General features: G+C 66.7%; 14 protein-coding genes. 11 read left to right on the forward strand and 3 right to left on the reverse strand.

Features of this window, described 5'->3' with window-relative positions:
• Nucleotides 1-17: 17 nt before the first annotated feature.
• The gene (locus ACOCMM_RS02865) at nucleotides 18-491 is read left to right on the forward strand and encodes a hypothetical protein (protein ID WP_419551691.1); all 474 of its coding nucleotides are present in this window, start codon (nucleotides 18-20) and stop codon (nucleotides 489-491) included.
• A 15-nt stretch (nucleotides 492-506) separates the two neighbouring features.
• Nucleotides 507-725, forward strand: coding sequence for a DUF5615 family PIN-like protein (locus ACOCMM_RS02870; RefSeq protein ID WP_419551692.1), 219 nt, complete (start codon nucleotides 507-509; stop codon nucleotides 723-725).
• A 338-nt stretch (nucleotides 726-1,063) separates the two neighbouring features.
• Here ACOCMM_RS02870 and ACOCMM_RS02875 read toward each other — a convergent pair whose 3' ends face one another.
• Both ACOCMM_RS02875 and ACOCMM_RS02880 read right to left on the reverse strand, forming a co-directional pair.
• Nucleotides 1,064-3,616 carry an ABC transporter permease gene (locus ACOCMM_RS02875; RefSeq protein ID WP_419551693.1) on the reverse strand — a complete coding sequence of 851 codons (2,553 nt, stop codon included), beginning with the start codon at nucleotides 3,614-3,616 and terminating at the stop codon, nucleotides 1,064-1,066.
• A gap of 15 nt (nucleotides 3,617-3,631) precedes the next feature.
• Nucleotides 3,632-4,414 carry an ABC transporter ATP-binding protein gene (locus ACOCMM_RS02880; RefSeq protein ID WP_419551694.1) on the reverse strand — a complete coding sequence of 261 codons (783 nt, stop codon included), beginning with the start codon at nucleotides 4,412-4,414 and terminating at the stop codon, nucleotides 3,632-3,634.
• 102 nt (nucleotides 4,415-4,516) lie between these two features.
• Here ACOCMM_RS02880 and ACOCMM_RS02885 point away from each other — a divergent pair, with 102 nt between their 5' ends.
• From ACOCMM_RS02885 to ACOCMM_RS02925, 9 genes are all read left to right on the forward strand, one after another.
• Nucleotides 4,517-8,221 carry an adenylate/guanylate cyclase domain-containing protein gene (locus ACOCMM_RS02885; protein WP_419551695.1) on the forward strand — a complete coding sequence of 1,235 codons (3,705 nt, stop codon included), beginning with the start codon at nucleotides 4,517-4,519 and terminating at the stop codon, nucleotides 8,219-8,221.
• A gap of 9 nt (nucleotides 8,222-8,230) precedes the next feature.
• Nucleotides 8,231-8,644 (forward strand): cobalamin-dependent protein, encoded by a 414-nt coding sequence (locus ACOCMM_RS02890; RefSeq protein WP_419551696.1) that lies wholly within the window; start codon nucleotides 8,231-8,233, stop codon nucleotides 8,642-8,644.
• Nucleotides 8,645-8,723: 79 nt separating this feature from the next.
• Nucleotides 8,724-9,578, forward strand: coding sequence for a 3-hydroxybutyryl-CoA dehydrogenase (locus ACOCMM_RS02895; RefSeq protein WP_419554811.1), 855 nt, complete (start codon nucleotides 8,724-8,726; stop codon nucleotides 9,576-9,578).
• On the forward strand, nucleotides 9,579-10,598 hold the full coding sequence (locus tag ACOCMM_RS02900; protein WP_419551697.1) for a phosphotransferase family protein: 1,020 nt from the start codon (nucleotides 9,579-9,581) through the stop codon (nucleotides 10,596-10,598). It begins immediately after the preceding gene.
• A 19-nt stretch (nucleotides 10,599-10,617) separates the two neighbouring features.
• Nucleotides 10,618-12,198, forward strand: coding sequence for a S1C family serine protease (locus ACOCMM_RS02905; RefSeq protein ID WP_419551698.1), 1,581 nt, complete (start codon nucleotides 10,618-10,620; stop codon nucleotides 12,196-12,198).
• A 78-nt stretch (nucleotides 12,199-12,276) separates the two neighbouring features.
• Nucleotides 12,277-13,107 carry an enoyl-CoA hydratase-related protein gene (locus ACOCMM_RS02910; protein WP_419551699.1) on the forward strand — a complete coding sequence of 277 codons (831 nt, stop codon included), beginning with the start codon at nucleotides 12,277-12,279 and terminating at the stop codon, nucleotides 13,105-13,107.
• Nucleotides 13,108-13,384: 277 nt separating this feature from the next.
• Entirely contained in the window at nucleotides 13,385-14,761 is a 1,377-nt protein-coding gene (locus ACOCMM_RS02915) for an MFS transporter (protein ID WP_419551700.1), read from the forward strand.
• A gap of 69 nt (nucleotides 14,762-14,830) precedes the next feature.
• Complete coding sequence (locus ACOCMM_RS02920; protein ID WP_419554812.1) at nucleotides 14,831-15,322, forward strand: disulfide bond formation protein B; 492 nt, start codon at nucleotides 14,831-14,833, stop codon at nucleotides 15,320-15,322.
• A 76-nt stretch (nucleotides 15,323-15,398) separates the two neighbouring features.
• Nucleotides 15,399-16,280: a DM13 domain-containing protein gene (locus ACOCMM_RS02925; protein ID WP_419551701.1), complete on the forward strand. Its 882-nt coding sequence runs from the start codon at nucleotides 15,399-15,401 to the stop codon at nucleotides 16,278-16,280.
• A gap of 27 nt (nucleotides 16,281-16,307) precedes the next feature.
• Here ACOCMM_RS02925 and ACOCMM_RS02930 read toward each other — a convergent pair whose 3' ends face one another.
• Nucleotides 16,308-17,342, reverse strand: a complete 1,035-nt coding sequence (locus ACOCMM_RS02930; protein WP_419551702.1) for a TIGR03617 family F420-dependent LLM class oxidoreductase — start codon at nucleotides 17,340-17,342, stop codon at nucleotides 16,308-16,310.
• Nucleotides 17,343-17,521: the final 179 nt, after the last annotated feature.

The raw sequence follows: 17,521 nt of genomic DNA on the forward strand, positions 1-17,521 counted from the left end.
CGCCTACGCTCTTTGTCATGGCACGCGCGGTGTCTCTTCCGATTTCCGAGGATCTCGCTGAACGTCTGCGCGCCGAGGGTGAGGCGAGCGACCTACCGCCGCCTGTGTTGGCCGCCTCGCTCATGGATGAGGGCCTGAAGACCCGCCAGTTCCCCGGCATCGTGTACATGGACGGTCCGTCGGGACGCCGGGCCAGCTTGGCCGACGGTCCCGATGTTTGGCAGGTCATTCGAGCACTGCACGAAGTGCCTTCCGACGAGCACGACCCTGTCGAAACAGTGTGCATCGAGGCCGATTTGTGTGTTCGACAGGTCAGACTTGCGATGCAGTTCTACGAGGCATACCCAAACGAGGTCGAAGCAAAGATCGCCGACAACCGCGCTGCCGCAAAGCGCATCGACGAGATGATCTCAGAACGCGAGCGAGCAATTGCAGGCGGACAGGTCGTGCAGCGATTCAGGCCGCCGCACGATGTCGCTCCGCGGACCTGAAGTCCTGACCGAGCCATGCGGTGGCTGCTCGACGAAATGCTGCCTCGCGCTGCCGTAGATGCACTCAACGAGCGAGGCCACGATGCCGTGAGCGTCGTGGACATCGATTTGCGAACTGCTTCCGATGACAGCGTGTACGCAACTGCCGTCGAACAAGCTCGAATTGTGGTGACCGAGGACGAGTTAGCGAAGCGTGGGCGCCTGCGTGTTCCGCACGTGGACCAGCGGTCCTGAACAACACCGGCACAGATCGGGACTGCCGGCTCCCGGGCCGGCCATCGCTAGGCGATCTGCCAGATAACCGGCTCTTCGCGTTTTAGCGTGGGGTGAGTGTGTCGAGCTGTCCAAGCCTTGCCTTGGCGCGCAGTTGTCCGTTCGCGAACCAACGGAACTCCAAGTAGTCGGTGAGGATGAGATTGGGCAGTGCCTCGCGGTACCGCTGGAGCTGCTCGCTTTCCTCTTCGGCATCGAGATTTGCGCCGAGACATCGCGAATGGACAACGTGAGTCTCGCCTCAGGGTGTCACATCGTCCCGTAGCGATCTGAGCTAGCGCGACGCGGCGAACCGCTGATCAAGCGTGGTAGATGGCCTGCAGGACGTCCATGCGGGCGGCGCGGCGGGCGGGCAGGATTGCCGCGACGATGCCCATCACCACGCAGAGCAGCAAGATCACGACGAACTGTCCGATGGGAACGCCGAACTCGCTCACGAACGACTCGGGCATCGCCGCCACTGAGACGACGCCGAGCACCAGGCCGAGCACGATGCCCATCAACCCGCCAAATACCGCCACAATCACGGCTTCCCAGCGGATCATCCGCCGTGTCTGGCGACGCGTCATGCCCACGGCCCGCAACAGCCCAATCTCGCGTGTCCGCTCGAACACCGACAGCATGAGCGTGTTGACCACGCCGAGCGCTGCAATGACGACGGCAAAGAGCAGCAAGGCGTTCACGGTGAGCAGGAGCTGATTCAGCTGGTCCTCGGTGTTCTGGGCGAACTCGTCGGCGTCCCGCAGCGTCACTTCGGGGTAGCGATCGGTGACGGTCTCAATCGCAGGACGGACGCTGGCGGGATCGATGCCAGGCGCCACCGAGGCGGCGACGAAGACGTCATCTTGCATTGATGACCCGAACACCTCCTCGTAGGTCGACAGGTCAACCGCCCAGTTGCCCACGATGCTGGCGTCGTCGTAGACGCCGACAACGGTGAGGGTTCGCGTGGTGTCAGGGAATACCGCGGTCAACGTGTCGCCAGGCGACAGCCCGAGATCAGTCGCCGGGTCGGCATGCACGAGCACACCGTCGTTCTCGAGTCCGTCGTAGGCGCCATCGACGATGCCCGCATGCACGACCGAACCGAAGGCGGCACGGGGGACCCCGACAATGTCACGCCCAGCGCCGCCGATCAGCGCCCGCGCGCCTGTGCCCGGCCCGCCGCGAAAGCTGATCGCCAGATCTACCTCTGGCAGCCCGTTCAACTCGACTGCGAGCTGGCGGCTGAACACGCTCGGTCCTTGTTGCTGTGCGGGTGCGACGTAGTAGTCGGCGGTGATCGACGTCTCCAGCAGCGAGGTCACCGTCTTCTTGAAGCTGGTCCCCACCACCAGCACCATCGTGACCAGCGCCAGGCCCACCATGAGCGCGGCAGCAGTGGCCGAGGTGCGATGCGGGTTGCGCGCAGCGTTGTTGCGCGCCAGCGTTCCCGAGATGCGGCCTATCCAGGCGATGGGCGCACCCACCGCCCGAGCGATCGGCGCGGCAACCTGCGGGCTGAGCAGCGCCACCGCAATGAAAAGCAAGAGTGCCCCAGCTCCCAGCGCGAGCAGGCGTGTCGTGGTGTCTCCTGCACCGAGCACTCCCAGGATCACTGCCAGCCCGCCCACAACGGCAAATGCCAGGCCAACGAGCACGCGTCGGCGGGTGCGCGTCGCGGACAGTACGAAGTCGTCGGTGAGGGCGGCAATCGGCGGGATGCTGGCCGCCCGTCGCGCCGGGGACAGCGATGCCAGCAGTGTCACTCCGACACCCACAACAATGGCCACGATCCAGGTACGCGGCGCCAAGATGATCCCCCCGCTCGGCAACCCGCCGCCATCGCCGGCAGCACTGATGATCTGGTTGATGAGCGCCGCCACGCCGAGACCGCCGAACAGACCTGCCACCGAGGCCACGCCGCCGATCAGCAGTGCCTCCACCAGCACCGACGTGCGCACCTGTCGGCCCGACGCGCCCAGGCAGCGCAGCAGTCCCAACTCCTTGATGCGCTGCCCCAACACAATCGAGAACGTGTTGTTGATGATGAAGGCGCTGACCACAAGCGCGACGGCCGCGAACGCCAGCAGCGCGCTCTGGAATACCGTGATGATGACGTCGAAGAACGCACTGAACTCGTCGGAGACGACCTCGCCGGTGACGGCCTCGAAGTCTGCGGGCAGGGTTGCATTGACCCGTTCGGCCAACTCGTCGGGGCTCAAGGCCCCCGCTGCACTCACATTGATATAGGAGAAGCTGTCGGGAAGACCGAACAGTCGCTGGGCCGTCGGCGTGTCGAACAGCACGAATACAGCGCCGAAATCCTCCTCGCCGAAGCTCGCGATGCCCGAAACCGTGAAGTCCTCGGGCTCGGCAAGGGTGCGGACATTGACGACGTCGCCGATGGCAATGTCGTATCGATCGGCGGCGAATTCGTCGAAGAGAACCTCGCCGGTCCCCGGTGCATCGCCTCGCACAATCTCGATTGCTGAGACGGCGTCAGCTTCGTAGTTGTAGGCAAGCGTGGGTCCCTGACTGCGCACCAACTCGCCATCGGCGGTGCTGACGAATGGGAAGCCCTCGACGATGCCGCTGACGCTGGCCACCCCGTCGACGCCTGCGAGCTCATCGACGAGGGAGTCCGGCGAAGGAGGGCGGGTGAGGTCGATGCTCTCGATCGCAGAAATGCCGCGCACCCGCACCGAGATCGGCGCGCCCACTTCCTCCGCGATGTCGTCAAAGACCGCTCGCAGGCTGTCGGCCAGCACGAACGATCCTGACACGAAGGCCACACCGAGCACCACGGCGAACGTCGTGAGTGCCAGGCGGATCTTGCGGTCGAAGAAGGACCTGAGGGTGAGCTTCAGCATCGATCTGGCGCAGCCTCAGTCGCCGAGGTGCTTCATCACGTCGAGCACGTCGTCGGCCTGTGGGTTGCTCATCTCGTTCACAATGCGACCATCGACGAGGAACACCACCCGGTCGCTGTATGACGCCGCCACAGGATCGTGGGTGACCATCACAATCGTCTGTCCCAATCGCCGCACGGCGGTCCCCATGAATTGCAGAATCTCGTCGCCCGTTCGGCTGTCGAGGTTGCCGGTGGGCTCGTCCGCAAAGACGATCGAAGGATGTCCTGCGAGCGCCCGGGCCACTGCGACGCGTTGCTGCTGGCCGCCTGAGAGCTCACTGGGCCGGTGGCTGAGGCGGTCGGTCAGCCCCACTGCGTCCACCACCTCGTCGAGCCATTCACGGTCGACTTCGCCCGCGCCGAGCCGGCGCGGCAGCACGATGTTCTCGTACGCCGTCAGCGTGGGGACCAGGTTGTAGGCCTGGAAGATGAAGCCCACCCGGTCGCGTCGCAGCAGCGTCAGCTCGCGTTCGGAGAGTTCGGCGAGCGGCACGTTGTCGATGACGACCCCGCCCGAGGTCAGCGCGTCCAGGCCGGCCATGCAGTGCATGAGCGTCGACTTGCCCGAACCCGATGGCCCCATCACGGCGGTGAACTCGCCCCGTGCGAAGCTCACGTCGAGCCCGTCGAGGGCTCGCACCGCCGTGGGGCCCGAGCCGTAGATCTTCACGGCATCCACCGCCTGCGCGGCAACGGCGGAATCGTCGGCGAATTGCACGGCGTGATGCGGTGCAGTGGCTGTTCGAGGGCGAGGCATGGCGGAACGCTACTGCGCGTTTCACCAGCGTCCTTCGCGGCCACAGCGTTCTCAGCAGACTCTCATGCCGTCCGTTTCCTGCGCCGTTTCTAGAATGCCGTGATGAGGTGCCCTGCTTGCGCTACTGAGGTCCCGCAGGGCGCACGATTCTGCCCGAGCTGCGGCAACCTGCTCGTGCAGACCGAAGAACGTCGTGTGGTCACGGTGCTGTTCGCCGATCTGGTCGGGTTCACCTCGATGGGCGAGTCGGCTGACCCCGAAGCACTGAAGCATCTCGTCGACCAATGCTTCGGGCGGCTCGTGGGCGATGTCACCGCGTTCGGAGGCACCGTCGACAAGATCATCGGCGACGCGATCCTTGCCCTGTTCGGCGCGCCCACAGCGCACGAGGACGATCCCGAGCGGGCGCTGCGCGCCGCGTTCCGGATGCGTCGATCGCTGGAGGCGTTCAGTGCCGAGCGCCGCATGGACCTCCAGATGCGCATCGGCATCAACACGGGTGAAGTGCTGGTGGGCGCCCTGCGAGCCGGCGGCGACTACACGGCAATGGGTGACACCGTCAACATAGCGAGCCGTCTCCAGACCATCGCCGAAGCGGGCGAGGTGCTGGTGGGAGACGCCACCCAAGCAGCCACCGTTGGCATCGTCGAATACACGCCGCGGGGCGAGATCGGCCTACGGGGTCGCGACGAGCCCGTGACGGTGTTCGCGGCCAGCGGCGAGCTGGCGCCGCCCGGCCGCCGCCGCAGCGCGTCGCTGTCGCCGCTGGTGGGACGTCACCTCGAGAGCGCCCTGCTGGATTCCGCGATCGACACCTCCGTGGCCCGCCGGCGCGCTCAGTTGTGCCAGATCGTGGGCGAAGCCGGCATGGGCAAGACACGCCTGGCTCGTGAAGCGGCGGAGGGCACCGTGGAGCGCCATAACGCGATGGTGCTCGAAAGCATGGCGCTGCCCTATGACGAGACCAACCCGCTGCGCTGCCTGGGCGATGCCATCGCGGCCGCTGCGGGGGTGAACGCCAGCGATTCGACGGTGCTGGCCACCAGACGCATCTCGTCGCTCGTGGCCGATGTCCTGCAGAGCACAAACGGCAACCCGAACGGCGTTGCCAGCTCCTCCGACGCCGTCACCTTCGAGGAGATCGACGAGATCACCGATGTGGTGCTGGCCGTGCTCGGGCGGGTCGGCACCGGCGATCCCGCCGAGATCGAATGGCGCGCAGAGGCGACGTTCCGCTCCCTGCGCCGATTCCTTGGTGCGCTGGCGCGGCGCCAGCCCGTGGTGCTGCTGCTCAGCGATGTGCATTGGGCAGAGGAACGACTGCTCAAGGTGCTCGAACAGCTGCTGGCGGCACTGGCCAACCAGCCCTTCATCGTCATCACGACGGCCCGCTGGAACATGGACGAGCATCGCTGGACGGTCCCGCCGGGCCGCCACAGCACGGTGGTGCTGAACCTCGACGCGCTCAGCCGCGAGGCCACCGCCGATCTGGTGACCGAGCTGCTGGGCGTGAGCGTTCCCAATCACGTGGCAGAGCAGCTCTATGAGCGCAGCGGGGGCAACCCGTTCTTCCTGGAGGAAATGTGCGTGCTGCTGCGTGAGTCGGGCGTGGTGGGTCCCGGCGCTCGGCCAGACCACGAGGAGCGCTCGCTGGCCGAAATGCCCGACACGCTGCGGGGACTGGTTGCAGCTCGCCTCGACACGCTCAGCCCACCCGAACGTCGGTTGGTGGACGCCGCGTCGGTGATCGGCGGCGGCGGTTCGATCAGCGAGCTGCTGGAGATGACGGCATCACCCGAACCCGACCCCAACGCAGAATTGGACTCAGCGGTTTTTCAGCGTCTGGTCGACAAGGACATCCTCACGAGCGAGGCAGACGGCTGGACATTTCGCAGCGACGTGGTCCGCGATGTCGCCTACAGCATGCTGACCAAGGCCGGGCGGGCAGAGCGGCACCTCGATGTCGCGCTGTGGCTGGCACAGAACCGCGAGGATCCTTCCAGCGAGTCGGTCGGGCTGATCGCCGATCACTTCGCTTCGGCCGTCGAGCTGGGCGTAAGTGCCGACGATCGAGACAACCGAGACGCCGACGCCTTCGAAGGCGGCATGACTGAGGTGGCGATCGAGTGGCTCGGCCGGGCCGGCCGGTGGGCCGCGGCCCGCGACAGTCACTACGCATCGGCGCAGTTCTACCGCCGCGCCATCGAAATGCTCGGTGACGCCGACCCGCGGCTCATCGACATGGCACTGGGCAGGGCCGCGGCCCGGCTGAGGCTCGGCGAGCTGCATGGCGCCCGGGCCGATGCCGAGCTGGCACGGGCCATGGCAACCCTGAACGGCAACCGGATCGCCGCGGCGCATGGTCTGCGTGTGCTGGGCGAGGTTGCGCTCGCCGGCGACGAACATGGCGCCGCCGACAAGCTGCTGGCGGACGCGCTGGACCAATTCCGCACCATGGGCGAAGTGCGCGAGGCCGCCGAGTCGCTGCGCCTGCGAGGACTTGCGTCGCTGCGGGCCGGCGATTACGCACGTGCCGACCGCTATATCAACGAGGCAAACGGCACGTTCGCCCATCTGGGCGACGAGAGCGGCGTGGCGTGGTGCTTGCAGAATCTGGCGTGGCTGTCATTCGAGCAGGGCTTGATCTCCGAGGCCGGTCGCCGGCTGACCACCGCAATCGAACGATTCATCGACCTGGGCGACACCGTCGGCCTGGCAACCGCCGAAGGCCTGCTGGCGTTCCTGCGCTTCCACTCTGGCGATCGCGACGAGGCCGAGGAGCTGGCCGGCTCGGTGTACACCATTGCCCACGAGCGGGGTGAGCGGTTCACCGAGGCGATGATGGATCTGCTGCTGGCGTCACTCGGGCTGTGGTCGGGCCGGGCGCTTGCAGCTGTGGAGCGGGCCCGTGCCGCCGAACAGGTCTTCCGCGATGTCCACAGCGACTTCGGCGTCGTGCAGGCGCTGGGACTGCTGGGCCGGTCGTACGCCGCAGTGGGCGAACTCCAGCGCAGCCGGGCGGTGCTGGCGGAGTGCTTCCAGCGGGCCAGCGACATGCCCGGTCGTCCGCTCGAAGGATTCGCCCGGGCGGTCCGAGCGGGCGCAGCGGTCCAGATGGGGCACCCAGAGACGGTCACAGACGATCTGGTGCGCGCCGGCTGGGACCGGACGTCTGGGCGCGATCCGCACGCTGGGGCGAGCCAGCCTGAGCCCACGAAGCGAGCCGAGCGGACCGCAGTGATCGGCCTGCTCGACCTGGAGGTCTCCCTAGGGCTCGCGCTGTTGCAGCTGGGCCGGCCGGAGGACGCGATCACAGCACTCGAAGCCGTGAGCTCGGACGACCTGCCGTCCACCTACCTGCACTCCAGCTTGGCCATCGCGTATGCGGCCGTCGGGCGCACCATCGATGCGTTGGAGCAGTCCCGGTTCGCCATGGCAAGCGGCACCGGCACCTATCTCGACATGCGCACCGCCCTCGTGGCCCGCGCTCTGGCGCATGCCCGGGACGCCGATCGCCCGGCGATGGAGGCTGCGTTCGAGCAGGCCCTGGTGCTCATCGACGCCACCGACAGCCGGCTCAGCCAAGCGGTGGTGCGGCTGGCCCGCGCCATCGGCCACGAGTCTTTCGAAGCGCCCGACACGACTGCGTTGCGCTCCGAAGCGGAGGTGGCGATGGCCCAGCTCGGTGCACGCCCGAGCGGCTGGGAAACGGCGTTCCGGCTGGCCGCGGGCCTCGAAGCAGCGGCACCCGCTATCACCGGCCCGCTGCCCGAGGCGATTCCGTTTCCCGGAGAGACGGACCTGTAGGGTCGCCGCATGTCTGCGCAGGTTCAGGGCGGAAGGGTGCTGATTGCGAAGCTCGGTCTCGACGGCCACGACCGCGGGGTCAAGGTCGTGGCCCGGATGCTGCGCGACGCCGGCTTCGAGGTGATCTACACCGGCCTGTTCCAGACCCCCGAGAGTGTGGTCGCGGCTGCCATCGACGAGGACGTGGACGCCATCGGGGTTTCCATGCTGTCGGGCGCCCATGAGGCATTGATGCCGCTGGTTGTCCAACGCCTGCGCGAAGCGGGCGCCGAGGGCATCCCGGTCATTCTTGGCGGCATCGTGCCCGGTGCTGACCTCGAGGCGATGGCTGCGGCCGGCGTGGCAGCGGTGCTGACCCCGGGCGCCACCTCCGATGAAGTGGTGGCCGCCGTTCGTGGCGCCATCGACCGATCTCGCGGGTGACAACCCGAGCGTTGGCTGAGCAAAGACCGACCTACCGGCAGGCAAACGCAAACAGACCGGTAGATTGCCCGTCGTGCCTATGGAGCGAATTGGGGTGGTGGGCTGCGGCCTGATGGGGTCCGGCATCGCCGAAGTAGCTGCTCGCAGCGGTTGCGACGTCAAGATTGTCGAAGTCGACGAGGCTGCACTCGCGGCCGGCATGGCGCGCATCGAAAAGAGCCTGAACCGTGCGGTCAACGCCGGCAAGCTCGACGACGCCGGGAGGGAAACAGCGCTCGGCGCCATGTCGTTCGGGCTCGACCTCGACGATCTGGCCGATCGAGAGTTCGTGATCGAGGCGATCGTCGAATCCGAGGCGGCCAAGCTGGATGTGTTCGGGCGGCTGTCGAAAGTGCTCACCGATCCCAACGCCGTGATGGCGTCCAACACCTCTGCCATCCCGATCATGAAGCTGGCGATGGCAACCGACCGGCCCTCGCACGTCATCGGCATGCACTTCTTCAACCCGGTGCCCGTGATGGGGCTTGTCGAAGTCATCTCGTCGCTGCTGACAGCCGAGCAGACTGCCCAGAAGTGCCGGAAGTTCGCTTCGGATCGGCTCGGCAAGCGAGTGGTGGACAGCCAGGACCGGGCCGGCTTCGTGGTGAACGCCCTGCTGATCCCCTACATCCTGTCCGCCATCCGGATGCTCGAATCCGGCTTCGCCTCGACCGAGGACATCGACGCCGGCATGGTCCTGGGCTGCAATCACCCGATGGGCCCGCTGGCCCTGTGCGATCTCATCGGCCTCGACACGACGCAGGCGGTGGCAGAGTCGCTGTACGAGGAGTTCCGCGAGCAGCTCTACGCACCGCCGCCGATGCTCAGCCGCATGTGCGACGCCGGCCTGCTGGGTCGCAAGACCGGCCGGGGCTTCTACACCTACGGCGGCTAGATGTCTCCCGCTGGTATCGATGCCCCGGCGGTGAGCGGCTGGTTCGCCCGCCATGTCCCGCAGGCTGCCCAGCCGCTTCGCTTCGAGCTCATCGCGGGCGGGCATTCGAATCTGACCTACCGAGTGCATTGCGCTGACGGCGATTCGGTGGTGCTGCGCCGCCCGCCGCTAGGGCACGTGCTGGCCACAGCGCACGACATGTCCCGTGAGCACAAGATCATTTCGGGAGTGGGGCAGACCGACGTACCGGTGCCTCGTGCGATCGCGCTGTGCACTGATGAGGAGGTGAACGGGGCGCCGTTCTACCTCATGAGCTACGAAGAAGGCGCCGTGCTCCATTCGGCGGACGAATCCGAGCTCGTTCTCGATGCCGAGCGCATGTCGTTGAGTCGCCGGGTGGCTGACGTGCTGGCCGAACTGCACGCGATCGAACCCGATGACGTGGGCCTGGGCGACTTGGGGCGCCGGGAGGATTACCTCGGGCGGCAGATGCGACGTTGGGCCCGTCAATGGGAGCAGTCCAAGACGCGCGAGCTGCCGATCATGGACGAATTGGCCACCGAGCTGGACGCCCGCAAGCCCGAACAGATCGGCTCGGCCATCGTCCATGGCGACTACCGGCTGGGCAACATGCTGTCGAGCGCCGGGGACATCGTGGCGGTGCTCGACTGGGAGTTGTGCACCCTGGGCGACCCGATGGCCGACGTGGGATTCCTGATGAACAACTGGGTGGCACCCGACGAGCAGTCGGCTGGCACGTCTGCGCCCACGCAGGCGGGCGGCTTTGCGGCCCGCAGCGACATGCTGGATTGGTACGCCGACGCGTCCGGGCGCGACGTGTCGAAAATCGACTATTACCGCGCGTTCTCGTACTGGCGATTGGCTGCTATATCCGAAGGAGTGCTGAACCGGTACCTGCGCGGCGTGATGGCCGACGCTGAAGAAACCGACACAGACGTGTTCCGCCAAAACGTCGATTTCCTGTCGGCGAGCGCAGCCGAGCGGCTCGCCATCAGGTGACGGTGACGGCTGATCGCTGATGGAACAGGGTCCCGACAGCCGACCCGAACCCGACGACCCGGCGCGGGATCCCCAGCCCGATGCTGAGCCGGCAGCCGAGACGCAGGATGGGCCGTCCCGAGGTGCGTCGGTGCAAGAGCCGCTGGCGCGCCCGGGATGCCTGCTGGCAGGAATTGCCGGTGCGGTGGGCGCGCTGGCGGGTGCGCTGATCGCGGGACTGATCCTGCTGGTGGCATTGAGCGGCGACAACTCGGATGTCGCCAGGCCGACCGGCACGGTCACGGTGGCCGAGACGCAGGCCGGTTCGGCGTCGCCGGCTGCCGCCGACACGTCCGAGATGTCCGAGCCAACCAGCACCACACGGGCCGAGACGGCGCCCGAGTCGACCAGTCCTGATTCGGCCGCCGCCGATGACGAGCCGGTAAGCGACAGCGCTCCTGTCTTGGGGGACGATGCCTACCCGGCGCTTGAACCCACTGTCGTCGCTGAGTACTGGGCGCGGCTGCTCACCGGTGAGGAGATCGAGCCAGGCTCGCCGTTGGGAAGCCGCATCGAAGGCATCAACATCAAGGCCGTTCTCGAGGCGGTCCAGGAATCGGTCGTCATCGTGAAGGTCACAACCGATGAGGGCGACGTCACAGGCTCCGGCTTCATCGTGACCCCGCAGGGGCGCATCGTCACCAACGCCCACGTGGTCGAGAACTCGAACAGGGTGGACGTGCGGTTCTTCGGGGGCGAGCTGGTGCCTGCTCGGGTCATGGTCACCGATCCCGCGCGGGATCTCGCGGTGCTTCAAGTCGACCGGGACGGCCTGCCGACGGTGCGGCTCGGCTCCACTGACGGCGTGGAAGTCGGCGACGAGGTGATTGCCATTGGCAATGCCCTCGACATCATCGGCGAGCCGACCGTCACGTCGGGAATCGTGTCGGGTCTCAACCGCTACATCGAATTCGAGGACGGGAAGCGGTTGGTGCGTCTCATCCAGACCGACGCTGCCATCAACCCCGGCAACTCAGGTGGACCGCTCGTCAACGCCGCCGGAGAAGTCATCGGGGTCAATACGGCGATTGCCCGGAGGCTCTCCGCAGGCATCGGATTCGCCGAAGGCATTGGATACGCCATCTCGATCGATCATGCTCGACCGATCATCGACCTGCTGCTCGAGGGCGTGGTGCAGGCCAAGGCCTACCTCGGTGTGCGCATCGTCTCGGTCGAGGACTGGATCAACCGGGACGGCCCGCCCGATGCCGACGACACGGAGCCGGAGCCGGACGGCGGGATCGGCGATTTGGGTCCGGAGACGGTGGAGCCGGGACCCGACCCCGACGACGAGCTCGCCGATATCGAGGTTGCGCCCCAGGTCACGTACGGGGCGCTCGTCGTCGGCATCGACCCTGGCGAAGCTGCCGGTCGGGCGGGTATCGAGCGGGGCGACGTGATTGTCGAATTCGAAGGCGAGACAATCCGGACGAGCAACGACCTAGTGGTGGAGATCTTGGCGCGGCTGCCGGGGGATCGGGTCGAGATGGGCGTGATCGGCCTCGACGGGAGGCTGCGGTCGGTCGAGCTGGAACTGGGTTCCTTCGAGTCAGAGGAGTAGATGCTCCGGCCGGTGAGTCGCTCAGCGCGTCTCGCACCTGTTCGCGATACTGCAGGCCACGACCAATAAGGGAGCGTCATGACAGATCGAGTCTTCGACACCGGAACCGACGACATCATCGTCGAGGTGACCGACGGCGTGATGACCATCACGCTGAACCGCCCCGAACGCCGCAATGCGATGTCCACTCCGATGATGGACGGACTGATCGCTGCGATCGCCGACGCCGAGGTGGCCTCCGATGTGGGCGCACTGGTGCTGACCGGGGCCGGCGGGGCCTTCTGCGCCGGCGGCGACGTCAAGGGCATGGCCGCCGCTGGCGGCGAGGGCGGCGGCAGCCCGCTGCAGTACGACGCCCGGGTGCACAATCAGCGGCGCAGCCAGCGCGACACATCCGGGAAGCTGTACGAGATGCCCAAGCCGACGATTGCTGCGCTGCCCGGCGCTGCTGCCGGGGCGGGGCTGTCGATGGCGCTGGCGTGCGACCTGCGCTACGCCGCGCCCAACGCGGTGATCACGACGGCGTTCGCCCGCGTGGGCTTCAGCGGCGACTACGGCGGCACGTGGTTCATGTCACGCCTCATCGGCTCGGCCAAGGCGCGCGAGCTGTACTTCCTGTCGGACCGGGTCGATATGGACCAAGCGATGTCATTGGGCTTGGTGAACGGTGTGTTCTCCGCCGAGAGCCTGATGGACGAGGTGGGTGCCATTGCGCGGCGGCTGGCCAACGGCCCGACCGTGGCGTTCCGGTACATGAAGGAGAACCTGAACCGGGCCGTCAACGGTGGCATGGGCGAGTGCTTGGACATGGAGGCTGCCCACCACATCCACTGTGGGCAGACCGACGACCACAAGGAAGCGGCGCAAGCTTTCGTGGACAAGCGCGAGCCGGTCTTCCACGGCCGGTAACGGTCTCGCCTGTCCGCGCTTCTTCTAAGAACAGTTCGATTTCTGCGATTGGCGGCATGGGCTGAGCCGTACGCTTGTGCGGATGCGGAACGACGTCGACCCCGGCCAGGTCGATCCGGCGCGGGTGCCGCAAGTTCCTCGCGTCGCGGTGGCAGCCCCGATTATCGAGCGTCGAGACGGTGCCGGTATCGCTGGTCAACGAAAGGGTTAGGTCACGCCACCCCGCCCGGCATCCGCCGCACATCAACCGCCGCGTCGTCCGGGGGCGCGCGAAGCGGTGTCAGGACGGGCCTGGCGGGCGCTCACGGTGGCGTCGCTGGGCACGGTCTTGGTGGGCTTCAACAGCACCGCGACGAATCTCGCGCTCGATGCGATTCAGGAGAGTTTCGTCGGCGCCACCGCAGCCGATGTGGGTTGGGGCATTGCCGGCTTCATGATCGGTACCGCAGCGTTCTTGCCGCTGGCAGGCCGCCTGGCCGATCGCATCGGGCGCAAGCTGATCTTCCAGGTAGGACTGGTGCTGTTTGCCCTGTCTGCGGTGGCTTCGGCGATTGCGCCCACCGTGTGGACGCTGAATCTGGCCCGGGTGCTGCAGGCCATCGGCGGCGCGGCGATTCTGCCTGCCTCGCTCAGCTTGGTGCTGCCGCTCTTTCCTACGTCACGACGCACCACCGCTGTGGGTCTGTGGTCTGCTGCGGGCCCGCTGGCGGCCGGAATTGCCCCGGGACTGTCTGCGCTCTTGCTGGGGGCGGCCGGGTGGCGGGTCCTCTACTTCGTGAGCGCGCCCGTTGCAGTGTTGATGTTCTTGGTGGCGTGGCGCGTTCTTCGGGAGCTGCCGACGCCGGAGGCTTCGCACCGGCTTGATGTAACCGGCGCCGCAGCAGGGACGATCGGGCTCGCGGCGCTTGTCACGGCGATCATGCAGGGTGGCCGGGTTTGGGGCTGGACGTCGCCGGTCACACTCACCGTGGCGGTCGTGGGGCTGGGCGCGTTCGCCTGGTTCGTCAACAACTCGCTGCGCCATCCGGAGCCGCTGCTGAATCTGCACCTGCTGCGTCGACGCGGCGTATGGGTGACGCAGTTGTCCAACTTCTTGGTGGGCGTCTCGTCGCAGGCGATCTGGCTGATCTGGCCGCTGTTCATGTTCAACTTCTGGGACTACTCCGCGAACCAAGTCGGACTCGGCGTCACGGTCGGGCCCATCGCGGCAGGCGCGTCCACCGTGTTCTTCAGCCGGCTGGGCGAACGATGGAGCGCGATCACCCTGTGCCGCACCGGTGCGGCCATACAGATCCTGGCCATCGGATGGCAGGTGGTGCGGCTGGGCACCGAGGCGGATTATCTCGGCGAGATGGCACCGACGATCGCGCTGTTCGGGTTGGGCTGGGGCATGTGTGTGCCGCTGCTCAACAGCGTGGCGCTGGCCTGGGTGGACGAGTCGTACTTCGGCGAGATCAGCGGACTGTTCAACACGCTGCGGTACGCAGCTTCCGCGATCGGCATCGCCGGCCTGTTCGCGCTGCTGAAGGACGAATCCGGCGAGAGCGCGCTCGTCTACTACCAGCATGTGCTGTCGTTCTTCCTGGTCTTCGCGATTGCGGCGTTCGTGTCGCTGTGGATTCCCATCGGACGACCGGACCGCTCGCGCGGATAACGATCAGCTTTTGCGAATGGTGCCCTGCAATCGTGTATGGCACGCTGATCACCTGTGTCGTTGGATCAGATGCTCCGGCTGTTCGCGGTGGCAGCGCTTGCCTGCAATGCGGCGACCGTTGTGGTGTTGTTCCGCCGCGCACGTGGGCGGCAGCTGAGTGCTCGTACCGTCACGGGAGTCGCCGCGGCGCTGGCGGTGGGGGCCATGCTCGGCTCGTTGTACCTGTCGGAGATTGCGCACCTTGAGCCGTGCCGCTGGTGCTGGTTCCAGCGCATCGCCATGTACCCGCTGGCGCTCGTGCTGGTGATCGGGATGCTCGTTCGTGATCGGGGCGTGTACCGCTACGGGCTGCCGATGTGCGTGATCGGCGCCGCGATGTCGACCTGGCACTACTTGCTGCAGCACTTCCCAGGTCTTGAGGGCGCCACGACGTGCAGCCTGACCAGTCCGTGCACAGTTCGGTACGCATGGGAGTTCGGCTTCGTGTCGATCCCGTATATGGCCGGCAGCGTGTTCGTCCTGGTTGGGGTGCTGTTGAACCTGTCGCGCCGCCGTTCCTGACGACTCTTCGTTCCTGACTATGAGTCGGTGCGTCTGGCTCCTACGGTGTTGACATGATCAAGAACGCGACCCAGCGATGAGGCGGCTTCTGAACAGGTTGATTCCCCGGACCACAGGCGGCTGCTGGGCTGCTGCTGCCGGCACTGCGGTGTTAGCCGCGCTGGCCTTCTACCTGGCCTTCTTCGTGTTCGGCTTCCATCTGATCTTTGTGGATGAGGTGGTGGACGAAGAGGCCCCCGAATTCGTCGGCGCTGATGCCGACATCGACGAGCTGATCAGCGAGGCGCGGGGCGACGACACTGACGCAGCGGCCGCTGCCGACGAGCGCGCCGCGGTCGACCAACAGATCGCCGAGCTGGAATCAGAGATCGTCAGCGTGCGTGATGCCGCGATGGCGCAGGACACCGACGAGGCCATGGAGGCCATGTACCAGCAGGTGGATGTGCTGCAGGCCGAGCTAGCGGAGTTGGAGGCCGAGCGTGAGCGGCTGATGACCCCGACTGAAGTCGAGCAGGCCGCCGAAGCTGAGAAGCAGGTCACCGAGCACTCGATGTCGGTAGCCGAGCACATGCTTGATGAACCCGAGGCGGTCGACATGCCCGATGACGGCGGCGTGCGGGTGACCGCAGTGGGCACGTTCGGAGCCCGGTCGCATCCCGCCTCGGGCGTTGCGGTGGTGCTCACCGACGGCACTCAGACGTTCCTGCGGTTCGATGACGACTTCGCCACCGATAACGGTCCCGATCTGAACGTGTACCTGACAGCAGCAGGCCCCGACGCCTCGGTCGGCGATCTCGCAGCCGATTTCGTCGACCTGGGCGACCTCAAGGGCAACATCGGTGCACAGAACTACGAGATCCCTGCCGATGTGGACCTCGAGCGCTACAGCACCGTGGCCATCTGGTGTGTCCGCTTCAACGTCGTGTTCGGCACGGCCGAATTGGAGCCGATGGGCTGAGTCAAGCGGGCGCGATGGTGCCCGTGTTCAGGCTGAGTTGCCGGCTGTCGGAATGGCCTGGATGTCCTGGATCACATCGGGCGGCAGATCGGCGCCGATGTCCATGGCGACGCTGGCGTTGACCTCGTCGACAAGTCCGTCGAAATGCTCCGCAATGGCGCTGGCGATCTCGTCGTGGCGGCCGACAGCGGCGAACAGCCGCACCACGTCGTCGTCGATGCAGCCGGCCATTTCGCCCCAGCCGTCGTTGCGTGAGAGATGGTTGAGGCGTTCCCCGAGCTCGCCCAGGTCGTGCTGTTCGAGCACTGGCCAGTACGCCCGGGTGCTGCCGTAGAAGCCGATCCGGTACCGGACCCACTCGACCATGCGCTCGACGGCCTCGTCGTCGGGCCCGGTGCAGATGAACCCGCCGCCGGTCACCCAGAAGTCGCTGCGGTTGTGCCCGGCCCGATCCAGCCCGGTCTGCAGCTGCGGCATGACATGTTCCCGCAGGTAGTCCGGCGTGCAGAAGCCATGGAGGCGTACACCGTCGCAGTGCTGCCCGGCCACTCGCAGCATGGCCGGCGCGACCGCAGCGATCATGATCGGCGGTGGTGGACCGTCGAGCCGTTCGGGCGTGAAGTTCGGCGTCATGAGGGAGAAGCGGTAGTGCTCGCCCTCGTAGCTGAGCCGTTCGCCCGTGGCCCACGTGTGCCAGATGGCTCGCAGCGCTTGAACGTACTCGGCCATGCGAGGCGCCGGCGCCGACCACGGCACGCTGAACCGCCGCTCGTTGTGCCCCTTGACCTGGCTGCCGATGCCCAGCACGAACCGCCCGCCCGAGGCGGCCTGCAGGTCCCATGCGGTCGACGCCGTCACCATCGGGCTGCGAGGGAAGCTGATCGCCACGCTCGTCGACAGTCGCACCCGCTCGCTGTGCACCGCTGCGATGCCCAGCGGGATGAACGGCTCGTGCCGGTTCTCCATGGTGACGACGCAGTCGTACCCGTCGGCCTCGATCCGCCGAACCTCGTCGGGCACAGCTCGCAGGTTGTGCTGAGGCAATGTCGCGTTGACGTGCATAAGGCACTCCTGTCTTCCAGCGACCTCTGTCGAGGAGGCCTATCGCTGAGCCATATTGCTGCATCCGCCAGGTGGTTGCTGCCGGTACCGCAACTCCACGCCGAGCTCGCAGCGGTCGAGTCCTCCGCGGCCGAAGAACGGCGACCGAGCGAAAGTGGCCGAACGACGGCGCCCGAACC

It is taken from the genome of Candidatus Poriferisodalis sp. (assembly GCF_965198245.1).
Taxonomy (GTDB): Bacteria; Actinomycetota; Acidimicrobiia; order Acidimicrobiales; family Poriferisodalaceae; genus Poriferisodalis.

What these genes read in the sequence shown, in the direction of transcription:
- ACOCMM_RS02880 (WP_419551694.1), bottom strand. Translation starts at nt 4,414, where the DNA reads ATGCCTCGCCCTCGAACAGCCACTGCACCGCATCACGCCGTGCAATTC.
- ACOCMM_RS02885 (WP_419551695.1), top strand. Translation starts at nt 4,517, where the DNA reads ATGAGGTGCCCTGCTTGCGCTACTGAGGTCCCGCAGGGCGCACGATTC.
- ACOCMM_RS02890 (WP_419551696.1), top strand. Translation starts at nt 8,231, where the DNA reads ATGTCTGCGCAGGTTCAGGGCGGAAGGGTGCTGATTGCGAAGCTCGGT.
- ACOCMM_RS02930 (WP_419551702.1), bottom strand. Translation starts at nt 17,342, where the DNA reads ATGCACGTCAACGCGACATTGCCTCAGCACAACCTGCGAGCTGTGCCC.
- ACOCMM_RS02870 (WP_419551692.1), top strand. Translation starts at nt 507, where the DNA reads ATGCGGTGGCTGCTCGACGAAATGCTGCCTCGCGCTGCCGTAGATGCA.
- ACOCMM_RS02905 (WP_419551698.1), top strand. Translation starts at nt 10,618, where the DNA reads ATGGAACAGGGTCCCGACAGCCGACCCGAACCCGACGACCCGGCGCGG.
- ACOCMM_RS02925 (WP_419551701.1), top strand. Translation starts at nt 15,399, where the DNA reads ATGAGGCGGCTTCTGAACAGGTTGATTCCCCGGACCACAGGCGGCTGC.
- ACOCMM_RS02920 (WP_419554812.1), top strand. Translation starts at nt 14,831, where the DNA reads ATGCTCCGGCTGTTCGCGGTGGCAGCGCTTGCCTGCAATGCGGCGACC.
- ACOCMM_RS02910 (WP_419551699.1), top strand. Translation starts at nt 12,277, where the DNA reads ATGACAGATCGAGTCTTCGACACCGGAACCGACGACATCATCGTCGAG.
- ACOCMM_RS02900 (WP_419551697.1), top strand. Translation starts at nt 9,579, where the DNA reads ATGTCTCCCGCTGGTATCGATGCCCCGGCGGTGAGCGGCTGGTTCGCC.
- ACOCMM_RS02865 (WP_419551691.1), top strand. Translation starts at nt 18, where the DNA reads ATGGCACGCGCGGTGTCTCTTCCGATTTCCGAGGATCTCGCTGAACGT.
- ACOCMM_RS02875 (WP_419551693.1), bottom strand. Translation starts at nt 3,616, where the DNA reads ATGCTGAAGCTCACCCTCAGGTCCTTCTTCGACCGCAAGATCCGCCTG.
- ACOCMM_RS02895 (WP_419554811.1), top strand. Translation starts at nt 8,724, where the DNA reads ATGGAGCGAATTGGGGTGGTGGGCTGCGGCCTGATGGGGTCCGGCATC.